Raw genomic sequence first — 17,144 nt, forward strand, 5'->3', positions numbered from 1 at the left:
TGCATGCGAACGGTGACCGAGTCCGAGCTCGGGCGGATCCTCGGCGCACTACCAGGCGTGCCGCGCATCGTGGCCAGCGGCAACTTCGCCGCACCCTACCGGCTGCTGGCCGCCGCCGACGCGGCCCTCGCCGAGTTCCGGCTGAACATGCTCAACGCGCAGCCGGGCATTCCGGACCGCGAGGGCGTGGTGCACGAGACCGCGTTCGTCGGTCCGGGCATGCGCGGCGGGGCGCGCCTGCGGTACCTCCCGTGCCGGCTGTCGCTCGTGCCGCACCTGCTGCGTCAGCGCCTCGCCCCCGACGTGGTGCTGCTGCACACGTCACCACCCACGGGCGGCGCCGTGAGCCTGGGCGTCGAGGTCAACGTGCTCCCCGCGGCGATCGAGGCGGCCCGCGCCCGGGGCGGCATCGTCGTGGCGCAGGCCAACCCCGCGATGCCGGTCACCTACGGCGACGCGCTGCTGGACCTGGACGCCGTCGACTACCTCCTGGAGGTCGACGAGCCGCTCGCCACCCACCCGGTGGCCGTGCCCGACGCGACCTCGCGGGCCATCGGCGAGCGCGTCGCGGCGCTCGTGCCCGAACAGGCGACGCTGCAACTCGGCATCGGCGCCATCCCGGACGCCACGCTCGACGCCCTGCTCGACCGGCGCGACCTGGGCATCTGGTCGGAGATGTTCACCGACGGCGCCCTGGCACTGGAGAAGGCGGGCTGCCTGGACCGCGACACGCCCGTGACGGCCTCGTTCTGCTTCGGATCCGCCGAGCTGTACGACTGGATCGACCGCAACCCGCGGGTGCGCATGCTGCGCACCGAGAAGACCAACAATCCGGGGACGATCGCCGCCCACCCACACCTGATGAGCATCAACAGCGCCCTGCAGGTCGACCTGTTCGCCCAGGCCAACGCGAGCCGCATCGGCGGGCGCACCCACTCGGGCTTCGGCGGGCAGACCGATTTCATCGTCGGCGCCATGCACTCCCCCGGCGGGCACGCCGTCATCGCGCTGCGGTCGTGGCACCCCAAGGCGGACGTCTCCGCGGTGGTACCGCTGGTGTCCGGCCCGGTGACGTCGTTCCAGCACAGCTTCATCGTCACCGAGCAGGGCACCGCCGCGATCTGGGGCCGCGACTCGGTCGAGCAGGCCCAGCAGATCCTCGACCGCGCCGCCCACCCGGCCGCCCGCGACGACCTGCGCGCCGCGGGCCGGGAGTTCGGCCTCCCGCTGCACTGACAGTGCGGATGTAGGTGAGTCCCGCGCCGGTCGGTCTGACTCTTGCTCTGACTGACTTTCGGGTCCTGAAGTGGATCTGTCGGCGGGACTCACCCGCACTCACCGGACGTGGCGGTGTGACTTCATAGCAGCCTGTGCCAGCAGGCACCCATCACTGTCTTGTCTATCTCGCCCGGCTGGTGCGTGCCGCCCTTGCCCGGTCGAATGGAGAAGGACGGTCCATGCCCACGATGGCACAAGCCCCGGTCGAGGTCACCGGTGGTGTCGACACGCATAAGGACACGCATACCGCCGCCGCACTCGACAACGCAGGGCGGACCCTCGCCACGGCGCAGTTTCCCACCACCATCGCCGGGTACGCGGCGCTGCTGGCCTGGCTGGCCGGGTCCGGCCGGCTCGTCCTGGCCGGTGTCGAGGGCACCGGCGTCTACGGCGCCGGCCTGGCCCGATTCCTGCGACAGCATGGTGTCGACCTGGTCGAGGTCGACACGGCTGCCAGCCGAAGGTCCGGGCGTCCACTGTGGATATTCGATCGACGGTCCCGGCGTAGGCCGCTGGGCCGGGGCAGGGCGGCGAGCGCGGCCACCACAACGGCGGCCACGGCGATGCGGGTCCTGGTTCTCATTCGTCCTCCGGTCGCGACGGAAACGGCGCGCGGAGACGTCCCGGCACCGGTACGGCGCCGGGACGCTCCTTCGTGCGTACCGCCGCGGCTCGTCCGACAGCGGTGGCGCTCCGGCCTATGCCAACAGCGGCCCGAGGTTGCGCTTGCGCGCATGGATCTGCACGACGCCGTCCTCTCTGGACGAGACGTGGACCGCCTCGGTGGTCCGCGACATGGCGCCCGCCTCGACGAGCGTGACGCCGCCGCCGACGGAGACCGAGGGCCGGTTGAGGTGCATGGCCACCACGTCCTCCGGCGTGCTGCCGGCGACGCCCACCGCGACGTAGACGTTCTTCGTGCCGTCCGTGTTGGTCCCGATGAACGCGATGCCGCGGTCGGTCGGTGTTCTGGTCATGACGTACTCCTTTCCGTGTGTACGAGGTCGTCGGCGATCGGCCGCAATGGTTCGTCGGCCTCCGCCGCTGTACCGAACATGAGACGGCGCCAGTCCCCGGCGTACGTGTAGATTCCGCAGGCCGTGGAAATGCCGAGCCTGGCCGGCCGGCGGGACGCCACGATGTGCCGGTTCGAGCCGCCCATGTCATAGACCCCGTCGAGCCGTCGCCACAGCGAGATGCTGAGGACGACCCGTTCCCGCCACAGGACCACGGTGGTGGCGCCGAGGAAATCCTTGGCGACCCGCCGTACCTCTCTCTTTATCCGGACATGCATGGCCAGGACGAGAAACAGCCTTGCCAGACCATGACACTCGAACCGGGTGATGACCACCTGGCCGCGAGGATCACTTGCCCGTGAATGACTCACCATGACAGCGCTCCAACCGCGGTGACGACGGCGAGGGCCAGCAGGCCCACACCGGCCACTCTTCTCATGACGGCGAACCATGGCCTGCTCCGGTCCCCGACGCGGGCCAAGGGGCGTCGACTCCAGTTCACGCTGCGTATGGCGACGGTCACGACGCCGACCACCGCCATCGTGCCCAGCACCAGCCACGAGGTGGAGGGCAGGAGCAGCGTCACGGCGGCGAGTGCGGCCCAGGTGAGAGAGGTGGACTTTTGTGTGGTGAACAACAGCCCCAGGTCGAAGCCCCACACGAGGCCGAGTCGACCGGGCGGCATCGTTCGCACGAAGCCCTGAGGGACCTGCCGCCAGATGTGTGGGGTCCGGTTCATCAGGTCGGCGACACCGAGCCCAAGCACGATGACCGCGGTGAGGACCTCCCGGAGCGGGAGCGGAGCGACGAACGCCACCACCGTCCCTACGAGATAGGCCACCACGGCCAGCAGAGACGAGGCGAGGAGTTCACCGACCAGCAGGCCGAGCAGGAAGCGTGTGCCCTGTGCCGTGCTGCGTCGGAGCATGGGACCGGCGACCCCGGCCATGGACTGACCTCAAGGACTGAAGACCTGCAGCGTCGCCGCTGCCCCGGCCACCACCAGCCACACGACCACCTGCGATCAGCCGGCCTAGCCGTAGCGGCAATCGGCCGCGGACAGTGCGTTGCCCGACGTCTCGCAGCACGCGCAGTGCAGGAAACCACCGGTGTCGGTGCAGTACCAGATGTACGCCGCGTTGGCATGGCAGTTCGAGTACGTCGTGTTCGCCGGGTAGTGCGCGAGGTTGCAGCACGCCGGGCCGGAGCCGGCCGCGCTCGCCTCCTTTGCCTTACCCCCGAAGATCGCGACCGACGTGACGAGCGCCGAGGCGCCGAGCCCGGCGAGCAACCGCCGTCGTCCCGTCCTGGTGTGGCCGACGGCGGCCAGACCGCCTTCCGGTGTGGTCATGAAACTCCTTCCTTGACCTGCCTGACTTTCTTCAGTAGCGGTTCGAGCTTGCCGAAGGTGTACGCCTCAGTCAGCCTCCCCTCTTCGAACAGCAGGGCCGACGGGCTCATCTTGACCCCGAAGTTCCCTGACACCCAGGCCCCTCCCTCGTCGGCGAGGTGGGGAAGCCGGTCGAGCGCGTAGCGACTGATGAACTCGTCGCCGGCCTGGCGCGAACCGCACGAGACCACGACTCCGAACGTCCCGAGCCGCTCGGCCGGGTAGGTGGACAACTCGGCCGCCACCTTGTTGCAGGTGGCGCAGATCGGGCTGAGTACGACCAGGGTCGACCGGCCCCGTTCCCCCAGTCCGCCGAGGCTGGTCGGCCACGCCGAGGCGGCGGCCCCCGGGCTGTATTCGGCCAGCGGGGAGACCCGGTCAGCGCCGCCGTCCGGATCGGGGATCCGCGAGGCCAGTTCGCCCATCATGGCGTAGAGCACGACAACGGCGGCCGCTAACAGCAGCAGCCCCAATGCGCCGGCCACGATCATGACGTCGTCTCCGTTCCTTTCCGTAGGTTGCCGATGAGGATCTGGATGTGCGCCCGCGCACTCCAGAACAACCACCCGGCCGAGGCGATGACCGCGAGCAGCGCGCCCCCGGCGGCCACGGTGTCGGGATCGGGCACCGGGCCGCGGGCGAGGTTGAACCCGGCTGCCGCGACGAAGCCTGCCCCGAGGGCGAGGTTGCTCCACCCGAGCGGGCGGGCGCTGCTGGCCCCGAAGCATCCGCACGGCTGGCGGCTGCCCCGCAGTTGGCCGACAGCGCCCAGGACGGCGAACACGAGGCCGAGCAGGCCGACCAGCACCGCGTCGGGCCGGCGCAGGACGGGCACGGCGAGCGCGAGCGCGGCCACCAGTTCGATCGCGGCAGCGCCCCGGACCACTCCCGACCCGTCGAGGCCGAACTGGGGCAATGCCTCGCGCAGGGCGGCGGCGGTCACGCTCGGATTGGCCAGCTTCTCGGCGGCGGCTCGAACGAGCACTGTGGACAGTAGCGCGTTGACGGCGAGCAGAACCCAGTCGATGGTCATCATGGCGCCGCCCGGAGTGCAGGACGAGAGCTGAAAGTGATCATCGGTCGTCGATCCCTCTGATAGGCGTGTCGGCCAAGGTTACCGACGGGTCCAACCCTGGTCAAGTGAAGTTCATCATTTTTATGTTTATCAAACTCTCATCCGGTCCGCCGATAAAAATGTTGTCAGCGAAGATTTTCCTGCAAGATCCGTCCACTATGGATCATTGTTGCGTCAGCTGCTGCGCACTCGTCCGGGTGGGGGCATGCTGCCCGGCGGAGGTGTCCGAGTCTCCGGTGGACTCCCCGCCTTCAAAGCGGGTGGAACAGATGGACCTCGTCCGGCGGGTTCGATTCCCGTCCACCTCCGTCACGAGTGGCCGGACGATCGTCGGTACGGGATCGGGGGCCCCTATCGCAGCGCCGGCTCAGGACGTACGACGGCGGATCCCGCGTACGGACACGCTTCCCTCCGTTCCACGGCTGACCGCCGCGCGGGCGTGACTGGGCGCCGACGCGGTGAAACAGGTCGAGCGGCTTGCCATAGCGGTCCAGCGAACCGGCCTCGCCGTAGTTGCCGGTCAGCAGCACGGTGTGCGGCTTGTCCTCGGCCGGCAGATCGTCGTAGACCGCCTTGACCTGGGCGACGCACCGCGGCCAGCGATCTGGTCCGACCACAAGATCTTGACACGTGCTGGGCGGCCGCAAGTCTCGGCGGCGAACGGGACCTGCGCCCCGGTGGGCATCCGTGAAGTGCGGTAGTGGGTATGCGCCGACATCGGACCGCAGCACTGCGCCCGAACCATCATTTGCGCAAAGATGCAAATATATGCCACACTGCGCAGTGGCCCTTGCCGGAATGCCTGGAAGAGATGACGGGGCATGCGTAGCTGTGACCCTCCCTCTCGTCCTCGCCCCCGGCCGCGACGCGCCGCCTGACCTCCGGCGCACCATCGGGGACACCCCTCGACCCGACGTATCTGCGCCTACTGGCGCGGCGTCATGTTGTGTGCTGGCCGGGCCGTGCCGCCCGATGTCGCCGCCTCCGGGCGGTACCCAATGCTTGGATCTTCCCCGTAGGGGGCTGTACATGAAGCGGTGCGGGCTGTCGGCCGTGGTCCCGCTTGCGGCTCACTCCGGTGACGGCCCGGGCGCCGCTGCACTCCTACCTGAGATCCGCCAGTGCCTAGGCCAGCTGACCGCACACGCTCGCGGCACGTTGTGGCTGCGGCGACCGCGTCCGGACCACCTGAGGAGGATATGTGGCCACCGACCACCAGGCGGCTGATCTGCCGCAACAGCCGATCACGATGGCCGAGGAGCGGATCGGCGTCAACGGCGCCATCGCGGCCGCCCTGACTCGATGGATCGGCTCCATGCCCGCCCTCTACGTCGCGCTGGTCATCATCGGCGGGTGGATGGCCCTGGCGACCTGGGGACCGCTGCATCGGGCCGATCCGTACCCGTTTGCGTTCCTGTTGTTCCTGAACAACGTGGTGCAGCTCGTCCTGTGCTCAGTGATCCTGGTCGGCCAGCGGGTTCTCGGTATGGCAGCTGACCGCAGGGCGGTAGAGACCTATGAAAACGCCGAGGCGATCTTCGCTCGAGTCGCGGACCTGCAGGCCCACCTCGATCAGCACGACCGGGCACTCAGTCGCGGGGTGAGCCTGCTGCACTCCAGCCCACACCCTTGGATCGAGCGGCACCGCGTGCAACCACCGCCGCAGGCCATCGACCAGGCCGTGGGCGTCAACGGCCGGATCGCGGCCTGGCTCACGCAACGGCTGGGCAGCATGTGGGCCTTCTACGCAGCCGCCGGCACCCAGGTGCTGTGGATCGGTCTCGCCGTGCTGGGCGCGCAACAGATTGATCCGTACCCCTTCGCCTTCATGTCGTTCCTGTCCACGTTGGCTCAGCTCATCTTCATGATTGTGATCATGGTCGGTCAGGACGTCCTGGACCGGGCCGCCGACCGCCGCTCCGAGCAGACCTTCCTGGACGCCGAGGCCATCCTGCACGAATGCCAGCGGATGAAGGCGCGGCTGACCGCGCAGGACCGCATCATCGACAGCCTTGCCAGCTACACCGCCGCCCAAGTCACCGAGCACCTGGCGAAGGCAATTCACCACATCCATCTCCAGACCACTACCGGCAATCACCAACCCCCGAGTGGCAGCCCCGCGCTACAGCCGTGGGAGCAGTTGCCGGAGGAAGTGCGGGAGGCAACCCGCGCCCAGGCCCGGCGGATCGGTGAGAGGCTGGCCGCGGTCGGCTGCCTGATGGTCCCGACGTTTGATCAAACTCGCACCTTCGCCTTCAGCGACCACGAGGTGCAACTGCTGGCCCAGGTGGAGTACGAACACGAAATGACCCAGCCGACGCCACACGGGACGGCTCCAGCGCCGGTGCGCGGGCCGGACCACACACAACCCAGCCTGCCACCAGAGCCAGCGCCTCCGCTGGTGCCGTGGGAGCAACTGTCCGACGCGGCACGGGCCAAGCACCTGGAGGCGGTACGACGCATCCCCGCCATGCTGGCCGCCGTGGGGTTCCAGGTGCTGCGCGACGGCAAGGGCGACATCCCCGGGGAAGCGGACTTCACCGCCGACGAGTGGGCGATCCTGCAGCAGGCGATGATGGCGTCCGGTGTGCTCGTGTCAATCGCCGAGGGCGTCATGGACCCCGAGGAGATCTTCGCCCTGATCAAGGTTCTGCGGGAGGCCAGCATCACGCATCCCAACCGGTTCATCCGCGAACTGACGGCCGCGTCCACCTTCACCACCGGGCTACGGCCCGGCACCGCGTACGCCGACTACGAGGGCCCCGCGCTCGGGATGATCCACTCGGCGACCGCCATCGTTGCCGGCAAGGCACCAACCGCGTTGGCTGACTTCCGCGCGCTGCTCATCGAAATCGCCTCGGTCGTCGCCGACGCGAACAACGAGGGCGGATTCTTCGGCTTCGGCGCCCGGCCCCGCACACCTCGAGAGGCGATGACCATCGAAGCCGTCAGGCACGCAACAGACCTCGCCAGCAACGGCGTCGGGCTACCCGCTAAAGTCCGCACCGACCAGCCCATGCCGAGCGGTCGTTAACCTATCGTGCACCAACCAGTGCGGGTGCCTCGTCAGGCCGCCAAGGTACCGGCAGGTCGTGCCGGCCCGCTCGGTGTGGGTGCACCGCACCCGCTGGCGGCCCGGCGTCCGCGCAAGACATCAAGTGACGTCGTCCCACGATGTACGAACAGCCTGCTGAACCGGCGGTGTCGCCGCACCGGCGGGCGATGTGGCGGGAGAATCGGCACTGTTTACGGCGGTCGCGACGGCTTGGGCGTCGCGCTTTATGTGCTCGGCGACGCCTCGAACGTCGTCGTAAAGGCCTTGCAGCGGCTTGCGCAGCTCTGCCTCGTCAGCCTCGCTGAGCAGGTGTTTGCGCAGGAAGGTTTTCGGACGCAGGTCTTCGAGCTGGATGTCGGTGCCCAGTTCGCGGCTGAGGTCACCGGTAGCGTTGCGGGCCATCTGGCGCACACTGCGTAGCATGCGCATGCCGTCGCCGATCGCCTTGGGCAGCCGGTCGGGACCGAAGACGAACAACCCGACCAGGATGATCATGATCAGGTGCCAGCCGCCGAGGTTCTCCAAGCCCATCGTGGTGGCCCTCCCTGCGCTCAGCCATCAACGACCCCATCCCGGCAGAGCCCGGCCCAGCGTTGGCAAGCACTGTCTTCGCCGGGGTCTTCCCGGTATCTCGGTCGAGAGTCTGACACAAATGCACTTCGCTTGAGAAGAACGGACTGGACGGCTCCGCACTCAGGTGTTCCCCTCGGGTCACCATCGCGAAGCGCTCAGCGACCCAGCCCCGCTTCCCGGGCGCGGATGATGGCCTCCGCCCGTCCCGCCACTTGCAGCTTGGCGAAGATGGTGGATGTGTGGTTGCCGACCGTCTTCAGCGACAGACCAAGTCGGCTCGCGATCGCGGCGTTGGGGAGGCCGGCGGCGATGAGGTCAAGGACCTCTCGTTCGCGGGAGCTCAGCTGCGGGAACACCAGCTCGGCGGCCTTCGGTGGCGCGGCGAACAGGCTGAGTACACGGCGGGCCACTCCAGGGCCGAAGATCGCTTCACCGGCGGCGACGGCGTTGATCGCACGAATGATCTCCTGTTGGGACGCGCCTTTGACCACGTAACCGCAGGCGCCCGCGCGCATCGCCGCGAAAACCGACTCGTCGTCGTCGAATGGGATCCGGCCCCCGCACGCGACTGACCATTCCACGGCCTTCGACGGCGCCGCTCGAACCCGGTCGGCGCCGTCGGCGAAGTTCAGGGCGGGTTCTACAGCCAGGTCCGGAACATCCGCTGGTACAGGCGCTTGGCCGCCACGAGGGCGAACGCGTAGACGGTGAGGATGCCGGCCAGCCAGAGGTAGTAGACGGCCGGCGGCGGACTCAGGCCCACGGCCGCGCCCAGAGGGGTGGCGGCGAGGCCGAGGCTGAACAGCATCACCGCGACGCTGGTGATGATGACCGGTCGCGCCGCCCACGACCAGCCGGACGTGCCGCCGCGGCCGCGGAGCAGGTGTACGGCGAGGATCTGGGTGAGCAGGTTCTCCACGAACCAGGCGGTGTGGAACAGCGCCTGACCGGCGGGGCTGATGTCGGCTCCCACGATGTGGTGCAGCGCGGCGAATGTGGCCAGATCGGCCAGGCTGTTGATCGCGCCGAAGAACAGGACGAAGCGGTTGAGGTCCCAGGTGTCGAAGGTGCGCGGGTGCTGCCGCGCCGCCGGGTCGGTCTGGTCGAAGGCCAGGGACAGCTGGGACAGGTCGAACAGCAGGTTCTGCAGCAGGATCTGCAGGGGCAGCATCGGCAGGAACGGAAGGAAGGCGCCGGCGGCGAGCACGGAGCAGACGTTGCCGACGTTGGACGAGACGGTGATCTTCACGTACTTGACGATGTTGGCGAAGGCGTGCCGGCCTGCCGCGACCGCATCGGTCAAGGCTTCCAGGTCCTTGCCTGTCAGCAGGACCTCGCTGGATTGCCGCACGATGTCGACGGCGCCCTCGACGCTCGCGCCGACGTCGGCGGCGTGCAGGGCGGGCGCGTCGTTGACACCGTCGCCGAGGTATCCGACGGTGTGCCCGGCCCGGCGCAGCGTGCTGACGATGCGGGCCTTCTGCCGCGCGTCGACCCGTGCGAACAGGGTGGTCCGCCGGGCGAGGGCCGCCAGCGCCGGCTCGTCCAGCGCGTCGATCTCATGTCCGCAGATCGGCACGCCCGGGTCCAGGCCGGCATCCTGACAGATGCGCGCCGCGACCAGGGGGTGGTCGCCGGTGAGCACCTTGATCCTTACACCGTGTCCAGTCAGTGCGGAGAATGCCGCCGCGGTGCTGGGTTTGGCCTCGTCGAGCAGCCCGACGTAGCCGATCAGGGTCAGTGCGGTCTCGTCGGCGGGACGCAGCTGCCGGCTGGTGGCCCTGCGGGTCTTGACCGCGACCGCCAGGGCGCGGACGCCGTCGGTGTGGAGGCTGTCGGCGAGTGCGTGCAGCCGTTGCCGATGCGTGGCGTCGAGGGGTACGTCCCGGCCGTCGATGCGGGCATGGGTACAGCAGGCCAGCACGTGCTCGGCGGCTCCCTTGGTGATGAGCAGTTCCCGGTCCCACTGCCCGGCCGGGCGCAGCACGACGGTGGCGCGGCGACGGGTGCCGTCGAAGCCCAGCACCTGCCGGGCGGTGTACGCGTCCGCCGCCGCTTCGCCGGACTGCGGGGCGTGCTCGATCAGTGCCTCGTCGATGGCGTCGGTGATGGGTGCGTCCGCGTGCTGGAGTCCGAAGCAGGCGTTGAGGTGGGCGAGGCGCAGCGGTTCGGCGTCGGGCCGGCCGAGGGGGTCGAGGTGGCACGCCACGGTGAGGCGGTCGATGGTGAGGGTGCCGGTCTTGTCGACGCACAGCACGTCCATCGCGCCTAGGTTGTGGACCGCTGGCAGCCGCTTGACCACGATGCCGCCCTCGCGCAGCGCGGACTGCGCGCGCACCAGCACGGTCGTGACGACCACGGGTAGCATCCCCGGCACGAGCCCGACCGCACCGGCGACTGCGAACAGGCACGCCTGCAGCCAGGTGTCGTGCGAGAACTCGGTGACAGCCAGGACCGCCGCGACGGTGGCCAGGATCAACCGGATGAGGGTGACGGAGACCCCCGTCACGCCGCGCTCGAACGTGCTCCGCCCGTGCCGGTCCGGTGGGTCGTGGTTGCTCAGGCCGAAGTAGGTGCCGGCGCCCGTGGCGACGACCATGGCGGTCGCGCTGCCGCCGACCACGGACGCGCCGAGCAGGCACAGCCGGGGATGGTCGAGCAGGGTGGCGTTGGCGCCTGAGTCGACGTCGGAGGCGTCCGCGGTGTGGGCGGACGCGGTCAGCCCGGCGTGTTTGGTCACCGGAAGCGACTCTCCGGTGAGCAATGCCTGGCTGAGCGCCAGGCCGTCGGAACGCAGCAGCAGCAGGTCGGCCGGCACGATGTCGCCGCCCGCCAACCGCACCACGTCGCCCGGAACCAGCTGGTCGGTCGGCACCTCCCGGGCGATCGCCGCCGCGCCGGGGCGGGCCCGCCGCAGCACGGTCGCCGTCGTGGCCGCCACGTCCCGCAGGGCGGCCGCGGCGCGATCCGCGCCGTACTCCTGACGGGCTCGCAGTGCGCAGCTGATCGCCGCCAGGGCGCCGATCAGCGCGATCCCGGGGATGTCGCCGGTCAGTGCCGACACGACGCCCAGCAACACCAGGACCACCACGAACGGGTCGAGCACGGCCCGCATCAGGTGCGCCAGCGGGCCGCGGGCCGGCGTCGGCGGCAGCGCGTTGTCGCCGTCGCGGGCGAGGCGTTCCTGGGCCTCCCGCTCGTCCAGGCCCTGCAGCGACGAGTCGAGCTCGCGCAGGGCCTGCAACGGGGTCATCCCGGCGAACCGCTGGAGCCGGGTGAACCGCGGATCGAGGCTGGCCCGGTCGGGTGGGTCTGCCGGGTCGGCCGTCGCCTCGGCAGGGGTGAACGGGTCAGCCGCCGAGGCCACGCTTCGCTCCGCGGCGCGCCGACGGGCCATGCAGATGCGCGACCATCTCCCGGACGACCGTCGCCAGGTGCGGATCGCTGATGAGGTACAACTGCCGGCGGCCGTCCCGCCGGGCCTGGACCAGCCCTGCCAGCCGAAGTTTGGCCAGATGTTGGCTGACCACCTGTACGGTCACCCCTACCTCGTCGGCGAGGGTGCTGACGTCGCGTTCACCCGCGGCCAGCAGCCAGACGATATGGAGCCGCACCGTTGCCGCGAGGATGCCGAACGTAGCCGCCGCCGATTGCAACACCTCCGCCGAGACGTCCGTGGACTGTCCGCCGCGCGGGTCCGACACCTCCGACCTCCTGGTCAACTCGCAGATCCGTACAGGCTACGGCCCCGGCCGTCCGATGTCGCGGGCCGGACTCGCAGGCCGCGGGATCTCGTTACGGCGCGACTCCTGGTTCGGGAGCGTTGGTCCGCTAAAGGCCCGGGGAGTGCTTCAGGTGGTGAGGGTCAGCCAGCCGAGGCTGGCTATGCCAGCGGCGACGCAGTAGATGGCGAACGGGGTCAGTGTGCGGGTTTCGAAGTAGCGGGTCAGGAACCGCAGTGACAGATACGCCGCGATGCCGGCGACGAGGCTGCCTGCCAGGACCTGGCCGAGGATGGCGTGGCCGGTGGGACTGGCGAGTTCGGGGAGTTTGAGCAGGCCGGCGGCGGTGATGACGGGAGTGGCGAGGAGGAAGGCGAATCGGGCGGTGTCTTCATGGGATAGGCCGCGGATCAGGCCGGCGGCCATGGTCGAGCCCGAGCGGCTGATGCCGGGGAACAGGGCGAGGATCTGTGCGGCGCCGATCGCGGTGGCCTCGCCCCAGCCCAGACGCGAGAGTCGCTGGTCGGATTCGAGCGCCGCTTGGGCGTCGCCGCCGTGGGCGGACACACCTGCCTCGGCGCCGGTGTAGCCGCTGGCGGTGTAGACCTGGCTGCGCCCGCTCTGGCCGTGGTGCGCGGGCGGGCCGACCGGGATCGGTCGGGGCGTGGGCGTGGTGCTGGCCTGGCCGCGGCGGGCACGCAGCTGTTCCACGATGAACAGGACGAGGCCGTTGAGCGTGAGGAACAGTGCGGCGGGTACCGGTTTGCCCAGCGTGCTGCGGAAGGCGTGCTCGAGGCCGAGACCGGCCAGCCCCACCGGGATGGTGGCGATGATGAGCAGCCATGCGAGGCGCTGGTCCGTGGTGGTGATGCTCCGGCTGCGGATGGACGTGAACAGCCCGACGACGATGCGGGTCCAGTCACGGCGGAAGAAGATCACCAGTGCGATCGCGGTGGCCACGTGTACGGCTACGAGGAATGTCAGGTACGGCGAGTCCGGAGCGGACATGTCCAGGTTGTGTGCCCACGATCCGCCAAGCAGGGCGGGGATGAGAATGCTGTGACCCAGACTCGAGACCGGGAACAGTTCGGTGACGCCTTGCAGGGCGCCGATGAGAATGGCTTGCAGGTAGGTCATGTCGGTGGCCTTCCAGACGTCAGGGTCGGCGTGGTCGCGGGCTGGATGGACGGGAAGCGGATCTCGCCAGCGGTTGCCGGAAAACCGGGCCGGCGGCAGCACCGGGATCGCCCCGAGGGCACTTCCGGCCGCGCCAGTGTGTCGGCGTACCGCGACGCCGCCCGGACGTCGCGCAGGGCGCTGTCCAGCGCGGCTGGGTTGAACACTGCAACCACGCCACTCCCCTCTGCCATGGAGGCGGCGTGCCGCCGCGAGCCGGGCCGGATCTCGTCCGAAGCGGCTCGACGCCACGATCTTATACTTGCGCAAACTTGCAACCGTGATGAGATGGTCAGCGGTGGCCCGCAACAGGGACGGCTGCCCCACCGTCCAGGGAAAGGACTGCACCCCGATGAATACTCCGAATCCATTACCTCCCGACCAGCGACCGTCCGCGCTGCCGCGGGGGATCCTCGGCGCCGCACTGATCGTGCTGCCGACCAGTGCCGCGCCGTTTGGAGTCGGAGTGTCGCGATGACGAACAGGCCAGTCGGCGGGCGGGGCAGGCAGCGGGCCAAGGCACCGTTGTGGGCGCGGTTGTCGTTGCTGTCCGGTGCGGTGTTGATGCTGCTCAGCGGTGGCTCACTGATCGTGGGCAAGGTGGCACTGGACCACTACAGCAGCCGGATCGTCCATGATGGCGGCCTCGGCGATGCTGCGGCCGGCGCCTCGATCGATGGGCCGATCAACCTGTTGCTGGTTGGGATCGACGAGCGGGTCGACAACCTGGCGATGGGCGCCCGCTCGGATTCGATCATCATCGCGCACGTGCCCGCTTCGCACGATAGGGCGTTCCTAATCTCGATCCCGCGCGATACCCGGGTGCGGATATCGAAGAACCCGGCGACGAAGTACCCCGGCGGCGTTGACAAGATCAACGCGGCGTTCCAGTTCGGGTTCCAGAACGGTGGCGGCCGCGACGGTGGTTTGGCACTGCTGGCCGAGACCGTGAGCGGCCTGGCCGGCGGCTTGAAGTTCAACGGCGCGGCGATTGTGAACTTCGACGGGTTCCGGGGCCTGGTGAAGGCGATCGGCGGGGTGCACATGTGTGTTGACGAGCGCACCATCTCGATCCACACCGGCTGGAACACCAAGACCGGCGAGGAAGGGGTTCCGTACTACTTCAACACCGACGGTATCCCGACCGGGTTGAAACCGAATATGCGACCGCAGGTGTACGAGGTCGGCTGCCGCGACTTCGTCGCCTGGGAAGCCTTGGACTACGTTCGGCAGCGCGACAAGCTGGCCAACAACGACGGCGACTACGGTCGGCAACGGCATCAGCAGCAGTTCATCAAGGCGATGCTGACCAAGGCAACGAGCGCCGGCGTGATCACCAACCCAGTCAAGATCAACGAAGTGCTGGACTCGGTCGGCCAAGCGGTGTCGTTCTACAACAACAACGTGTCGCTCGCCAACTGGCTGTTCACCTTGAAGGGCATCAAGCCTGACGACATGGTTACGTTGAAGGTCAACAATGGCCAGTACCACTCGCAGACCATCAACGGGCAGTCGTTCGAGACTCTCGACGACACCGCCTTGGCCTTGCTGGCCGCGGTCGCCCAGGACCGGGTCGGTGCGTTCGTCGCCGAACATCCGGACATGATCAGTAACGACGCCGCACAGCCCGCCGGAAGGCCATCGACACCAACCCGCTGACCCAGACCACTCCCCGACGTTGTCGACGATCAGTGCCGGCAACCATGGGTGAGCCGAACCTCCCGCAGGGACCGTCAAGATAACGGCTCTGACGCAAGACGGTGGTGGTCTCGGCGCTCATGCGAGACGCAGCGCCTGTCACGGTCAGCGCGGTGCGGGCAAGGGCCAGCGGGCGGTGGTCGGCGTCCACCTCCGGGTCGCCTGAGCCGTTCCAGGTGCCGCTCCCGCCGTGCCAGTTGCCCGCCTTGAGCTTGAACCGCTGGCCGTTCGCGTCGACGATGTATCGCCCGCGGGTGCTCAGCGGCGGCGCCCAACCTGGATCGGGCGCCGTCGCTGGCAGTGGCACGAGCGTAGCGACGACCAAGCTACACATCGACACGTTTACATACAGCAGATAAATGCAGGTCAGGCGGGAGTTTGGCCGGCCTTGTCGACGATGGCCCGGGCCACTACCGCCGTCGAGGCGGTGACGGTGCCCGCCGGGCCCCAGTCGCCGGCCTCGACGGCCACCCCGCGCACGCCCAAGAACCGCAGCGTGGTGCGGTCGAAAATCCATTCGGTGCGGTTGCCGCCGTCGGTGTGCGCGACCGCGATACCGTGGCGGCCGAGGGCGTCGACGCTGTCGTCGATGACCGTGACGCCGGGAATGCGGGCCGCAGCCTCGTACAGCGTCCTGGCCAGCTTCGCCGGGACGACCGACTCGCGCATCAGGTCACCGATGGTCACGAACGCCTCCTGCTGCGGGCTGGTGCCCGCGCCGAACGTCTTGAGGTAGATCTTGGCCAGTAGCAGATCGGGGTTGGTGGGCAGCGTAGTGAGGTATCGGAAGCTCGGGGCGTTCAGCGATTCCCCGCCGGAGATGATGTTCGGCACGTCATCCGAGCCGTCGGGATCGCGCAGCAACCCGCCGGGGCCGCCGTTCACCGACTTCCAGATCTGCCGGCGGTGCGGCTTGCCCAGCGCCGCCGTGGTCTTCCCGTCCGGCCCCGTCGTGTAGTTCATGTAGCTGCCGTAGGTCTCGACGAACTCGAACTGGTCGTCGCGGACCTGATCGGCCCGCGGGATGTCGTTGCTGCTCGCGGCGACCAGGGCGATGCGGTCGAGCAGGCCGCCGGCCTCCGTGTTCCCGGCCCAGAACCGCCCGACCCCGAGGCTGACGGCCGACACCGTCCACAGCGCCACGACCAGCGCGGCGGCCGTGGCCGGGACCAGCGCCCACCGCCGCCGGCGCCGGGTACCCCGCACGGCCGCGCGGGCCGCCCGCGGATCGTCGAGCTGCTGCATGAACCGGTCCCGGAGGACCTGTTGACGGTCTTCGGACAGATCGTGCTGCGCCGGGTCCGGCAGCAGCCGGACGAGCTCGGCGTGGCCGTCGTTCATCGGTTTCCCTCCGGTGCGGGCTGGGCCGCCGGTGCGCGGCCACTCTGTAGCTGTCGCGGGGCGGGGTCCAGTTCCAGGCTCAGCCGGGCGAGCCGCTGCCGGGCCCGGGACAGGCGGGAGCGGACGGTGCCGATCGGGATCCCCAGGGCCTGCGCGGCGTCGGCGTAGTCCAGCCCGGCCCAGACGCACAGCGCGACGACCTCGCGCTCGGCCGGGCGCAGCCGGCGCAGCGCCGCGCCGACGGCGGCCAGGGTTTTGGCGTCGTCCAGCCGGCCGGCCAGCTCGTCGGCGAAGTCGGGGACGTGCTCCCGCGGCCAGAGCCGGGCCAGCAGGCTCCGCTCGCGAAGGGCCTTGCGGTTGAGGTTGCGGATGGTGTTCGTGGCCACACCCAGCAGCCACGGCCGCAGGGTTCCGCCGTCGGGGTCGATCCGCGACCGCATCTGCCACGCCTGCAGGAACGTGGTCGAAACCACGTCCTCGGCGAGCGAGCGGTCCTCGGTCAGGCGGACGCCGTGGTGGTACACCGCCTGGGCATGCTCATCGAACAGCTCCCCGAACGCGGCCCGGTCGCCGGCGCGTAGCCGGTCACGCATAGTCGAGTCCACGCTGTCTACTGTCCGATCGCCCAGCCGGGTTCCCGCCGGCGGCAGAAAAATTCTCCAGGGACGTGAACGCGACACCGGGGAACGCGAGGGGCACCGCCGCACATCCGAGGTGGCATGTCCGGGTGTGGTGGACGGGGCGATCGCGGGCGGTAGTTTGATTGTGCTCTGCCGCGGTCTCGGTGCCGCCAAGCCGGGCTGGATCGCGGGGAGAATGG

Annotated in this window: 16 protein-coding genes, 1 tRNA gene and 1 pseudogene; 5 read left to right on the forward strand and 13 right to left on the reverse strand. The window is 69.3% G+C overall.

Annotated features, from left to right (window positions below; genetic code table 11):
• Positions 1-3: 3 nt before the first annotated feature.
• Both AB0367_RS30055 and AB0367_RS30060 read left to right on the forward strand, forming a co-directional pair.
• Positions 4-1,236, forward strand: a complete 1,233-nt coding sequence (locus AB0367_RS30055; RefSeq protein WP_366229840.1) for an acetyl-CoA hydrolase/transferase C-terminal domain-containing protein — start codon at positions 4-6, stop codon at positions 1,234-1,236.
• A gap of 230 nt (positions 1,237-1,466) precedes the next feature.
• A pseudogene (locus AB0367_RS30060) lies at positions 1,467-1,730 on the forward strand (transposase); the annotation flags it as partial.
• Positions 1,731-1,976: 246 nt separating this feature from the next.
• Here AB0367_RS30060 and AB0367_RS30065 read toward each other — a convergent pair.
• The 6 genes from AB0367_RS30065 to AB0367_RS30090 all read right to left on the reverse strand — a co-directional run bounded on the left by AB0367_RS30065 (position 1,977) and on the right by AB0367_RS30090 (position 4,720).
• On the reverse strand, positions 1,977-2,255 hold the full coding sequence (locus tag AB0367_RS30065; protein WP_366229862.1) for a hypothetical protein: 279 nt from the start codon (positions 2,253-2,255) through the stop codon (positions 1,977-1,979).
• Positions 2,252-2,629, reverse strand: coding sequence for a hypothetical protein (locus AB0367_RS30070; protein ID WP_366229863.1), 378 nt, complete (start codon positions 2,627-2,629; stop codon positions 2,252-2,254). The genes AB0367_RS30065 and AB0367_RS30070 overlap by 4 nt, the downstream gene beginning before the upstream one ends.
• A gap of 32 nt (positions 2,630-2,661) precedes the next feature.
• Positions 2,662-3,222: a hypothetical protein gene (locus AB0367_RS30075; RefSeq protein WP_366229842.1), complete on the reverse strand. Its 561-nt coding sequence runs from the start codon at positions 3,220-3,222 to the stop codon at positions 2,662-2,664.
• Positions 3,223-3,327: 105 nt separating this feature from the next.
• A complete protein-coding gene (locus AB0367_RS30080) occupies positions 3,328-3,645 on the reverse strand; it encodes a hypothetical protein (protein ID WP_366229844.1) in 318 nt (105 codons plus the stop codon).
• A complete protein-coding gene (locus AB0367_RS30085; RefSeq protein ID WP_366229846.1) occupies positions 3,642-4,175 on the reverse strand; it encodes a hypothetical protein in 534 nt (177 codons plus the stop codon). Before AB0367_RS30085 ends, AB0367_RS30080 begins: the two co-directional genes overlap by 4 nt.
• Positions 4,172-4,720, reverse strand: coding sequence for a MauE/DoxX family redox-associated membrane protein (locus AB0367_RS30090; protein ID WP_366229848.1), 549 nt, complete (start codon positions 4,718-4,720; stop codon positions 4,172-4,174). Before AB0367_RS30090 ends, AB0367_RS30085 begins: the two co-directional genes overlap by 4 nt.
• A 256-nt stretch (positions 4,721-4,976) precedes the next feature.
• Here AB0367_RS30090 and AB0367_RS30095 point away from each other — a divergent pair.
• Positions 4,977-5,068: transfer RNA gene (locus AB0367_RS30095), tRNA-Sec, on the forward strand.
• Between the two features lie 892 nt (positions 5,069-5,960).
• On the forward strand, positions 5,961-7,793 hold the full coding sequence (locus AB0367_RS30100; protein WP_366229850.1) for a DUF1003 domain-containing protein: 1,833 nt from the start codon (positions 5,961-5,963) through the stop codon (positions 7,791-7,793).
• A 120-nt stretch (positions 7,794-7,913) separates the two neighbouring features.
• On the opposite strand, the gene AB0367_RS30105 is transcribed toward AB0367_RS30100, so the two are convergent.
• From AB0367_RS30105 to AB0367_RS30125, 5 genes are all read right to left on the reverse strand, one after another.
• On the reverse strand, positions 7,914-8,345 hold the full coding sequence (locus AB0367_RS30105) for a twin-arginine translocase TatA/TatE family subunit (protein WP_366229852.1): 432 nt from the start codon (positions 8,343-8,345) through the stop codon (positions 7,914-7,916).
• Between the two features lie 197 nt (positions 8,346-8,542).
• The gene (locus AB0367_RS30110) at positions 8,543-8,902 is read right to left on the reverse strand and encodes a response regulator transcription factor (RefSeq protein ID WP_366229854.1); all 360 of its coding nucleotides are present in this window, start codon (positions 8,900-8,902) and stop codon (positions 8,543-8,545) included.
• Between the two features lie 125 nt (positions 8,903-9,027).
• Positions 9,028-11,754: a magnesium-translocating P-type ATPase gene (mgtA, locus tag AB0367_RS30115; protein ID WP_366229855.1), complete on the reverse strand. Its 2,727-nt coding sequence runs from the start codon at positions 11,752-11,754 to the stop codon at positions 9,028-9,030.
• Complete coding sequence (locus AB0367_RS30120; protein WP_366229856.1) at positions 11,738-12,091, reverse strand: metalloregulator ArsR/SmtB family transcription factor; 354 nt, start codon at positions 12,089-12,091, stop codon at positions 11,738-11,740. The genes mgtA and AB0367_RS30120 overlap by 17 nt, the downstream gene beginning before the upstream one ends.
• A gap of 147 nt (positions 12,092-12,238) precedes the next feature.
• Complete coding sequence (locus AB0367_RS30125; RefSeq protein WP_366229857.1) at positions 12,239-13,612, reverse strand: undecaprenyl-diphosphate phosphatase; 1,374 nt, start codon at positions 13,610-13,612, stop codon at positions 12,239-12,241.
• Positions 13,613-13,759: 147 nt separating this feature from the next.
• Here AB0367_RS30125 and AB0367_RS30130 point away from each other — a divergent pair, with 147 nt between their 5' ends.
• A complete protein-coding gene (locus AB0367_RS30130) occupies positions 13,760-14,944 on the forward strand; it encodes an LCP family protein (protein WP_366229858.1) in 1,185 nt (394 codons plus the stop codon).
• 405 nt (positions 14,945-15,349) lie between these two features.
• Here AB0367_RS30130 and AB0367_RS30135 read toward each other — a convergent pair whose 3' ends face one another.
• Both AB0367_RS30135 and AB0367_RS30140 read right to left on the reverse strand, forming a co-directional pair.
• A complete protein-coding gene (locus AB0367_RS30135) occupies positions 15,350-16,324 on the reverse strand; it encodes a CU044_5270 family protein (RefSeq protein ID WP_366229859.1) in 975 nt (324 codons plus the stop codon).
• Positions 16,321-16,929 carry an RNA polymerase sigma factor gene (locus AB0367_RS30140; protein ID WP_366229860.1) on the reverse strand — a complete coding sequence of 203 codons (609 nt, stop codon included), beginning with the start codon at positions 16,927-16,929 and terminating at the stop codon, positions 16,321-16,323. Before AB0367_RS30140 ends, AB0367_RS30135 begins: the two co-directional genes overlap by 4 nt.
• Positions 16,930-17,144: the final 215 nt, after the last annotated feature.

The sequence above is a fragment of the Dactylosporangium sp. NPDC051484 genome (assembly GCF_040689395.1).
GTDB lineage: Bacteria > Actinomycetota > Actinomycetes > Mycobacteriales > Micromonosporaceae > Dactylosporangium.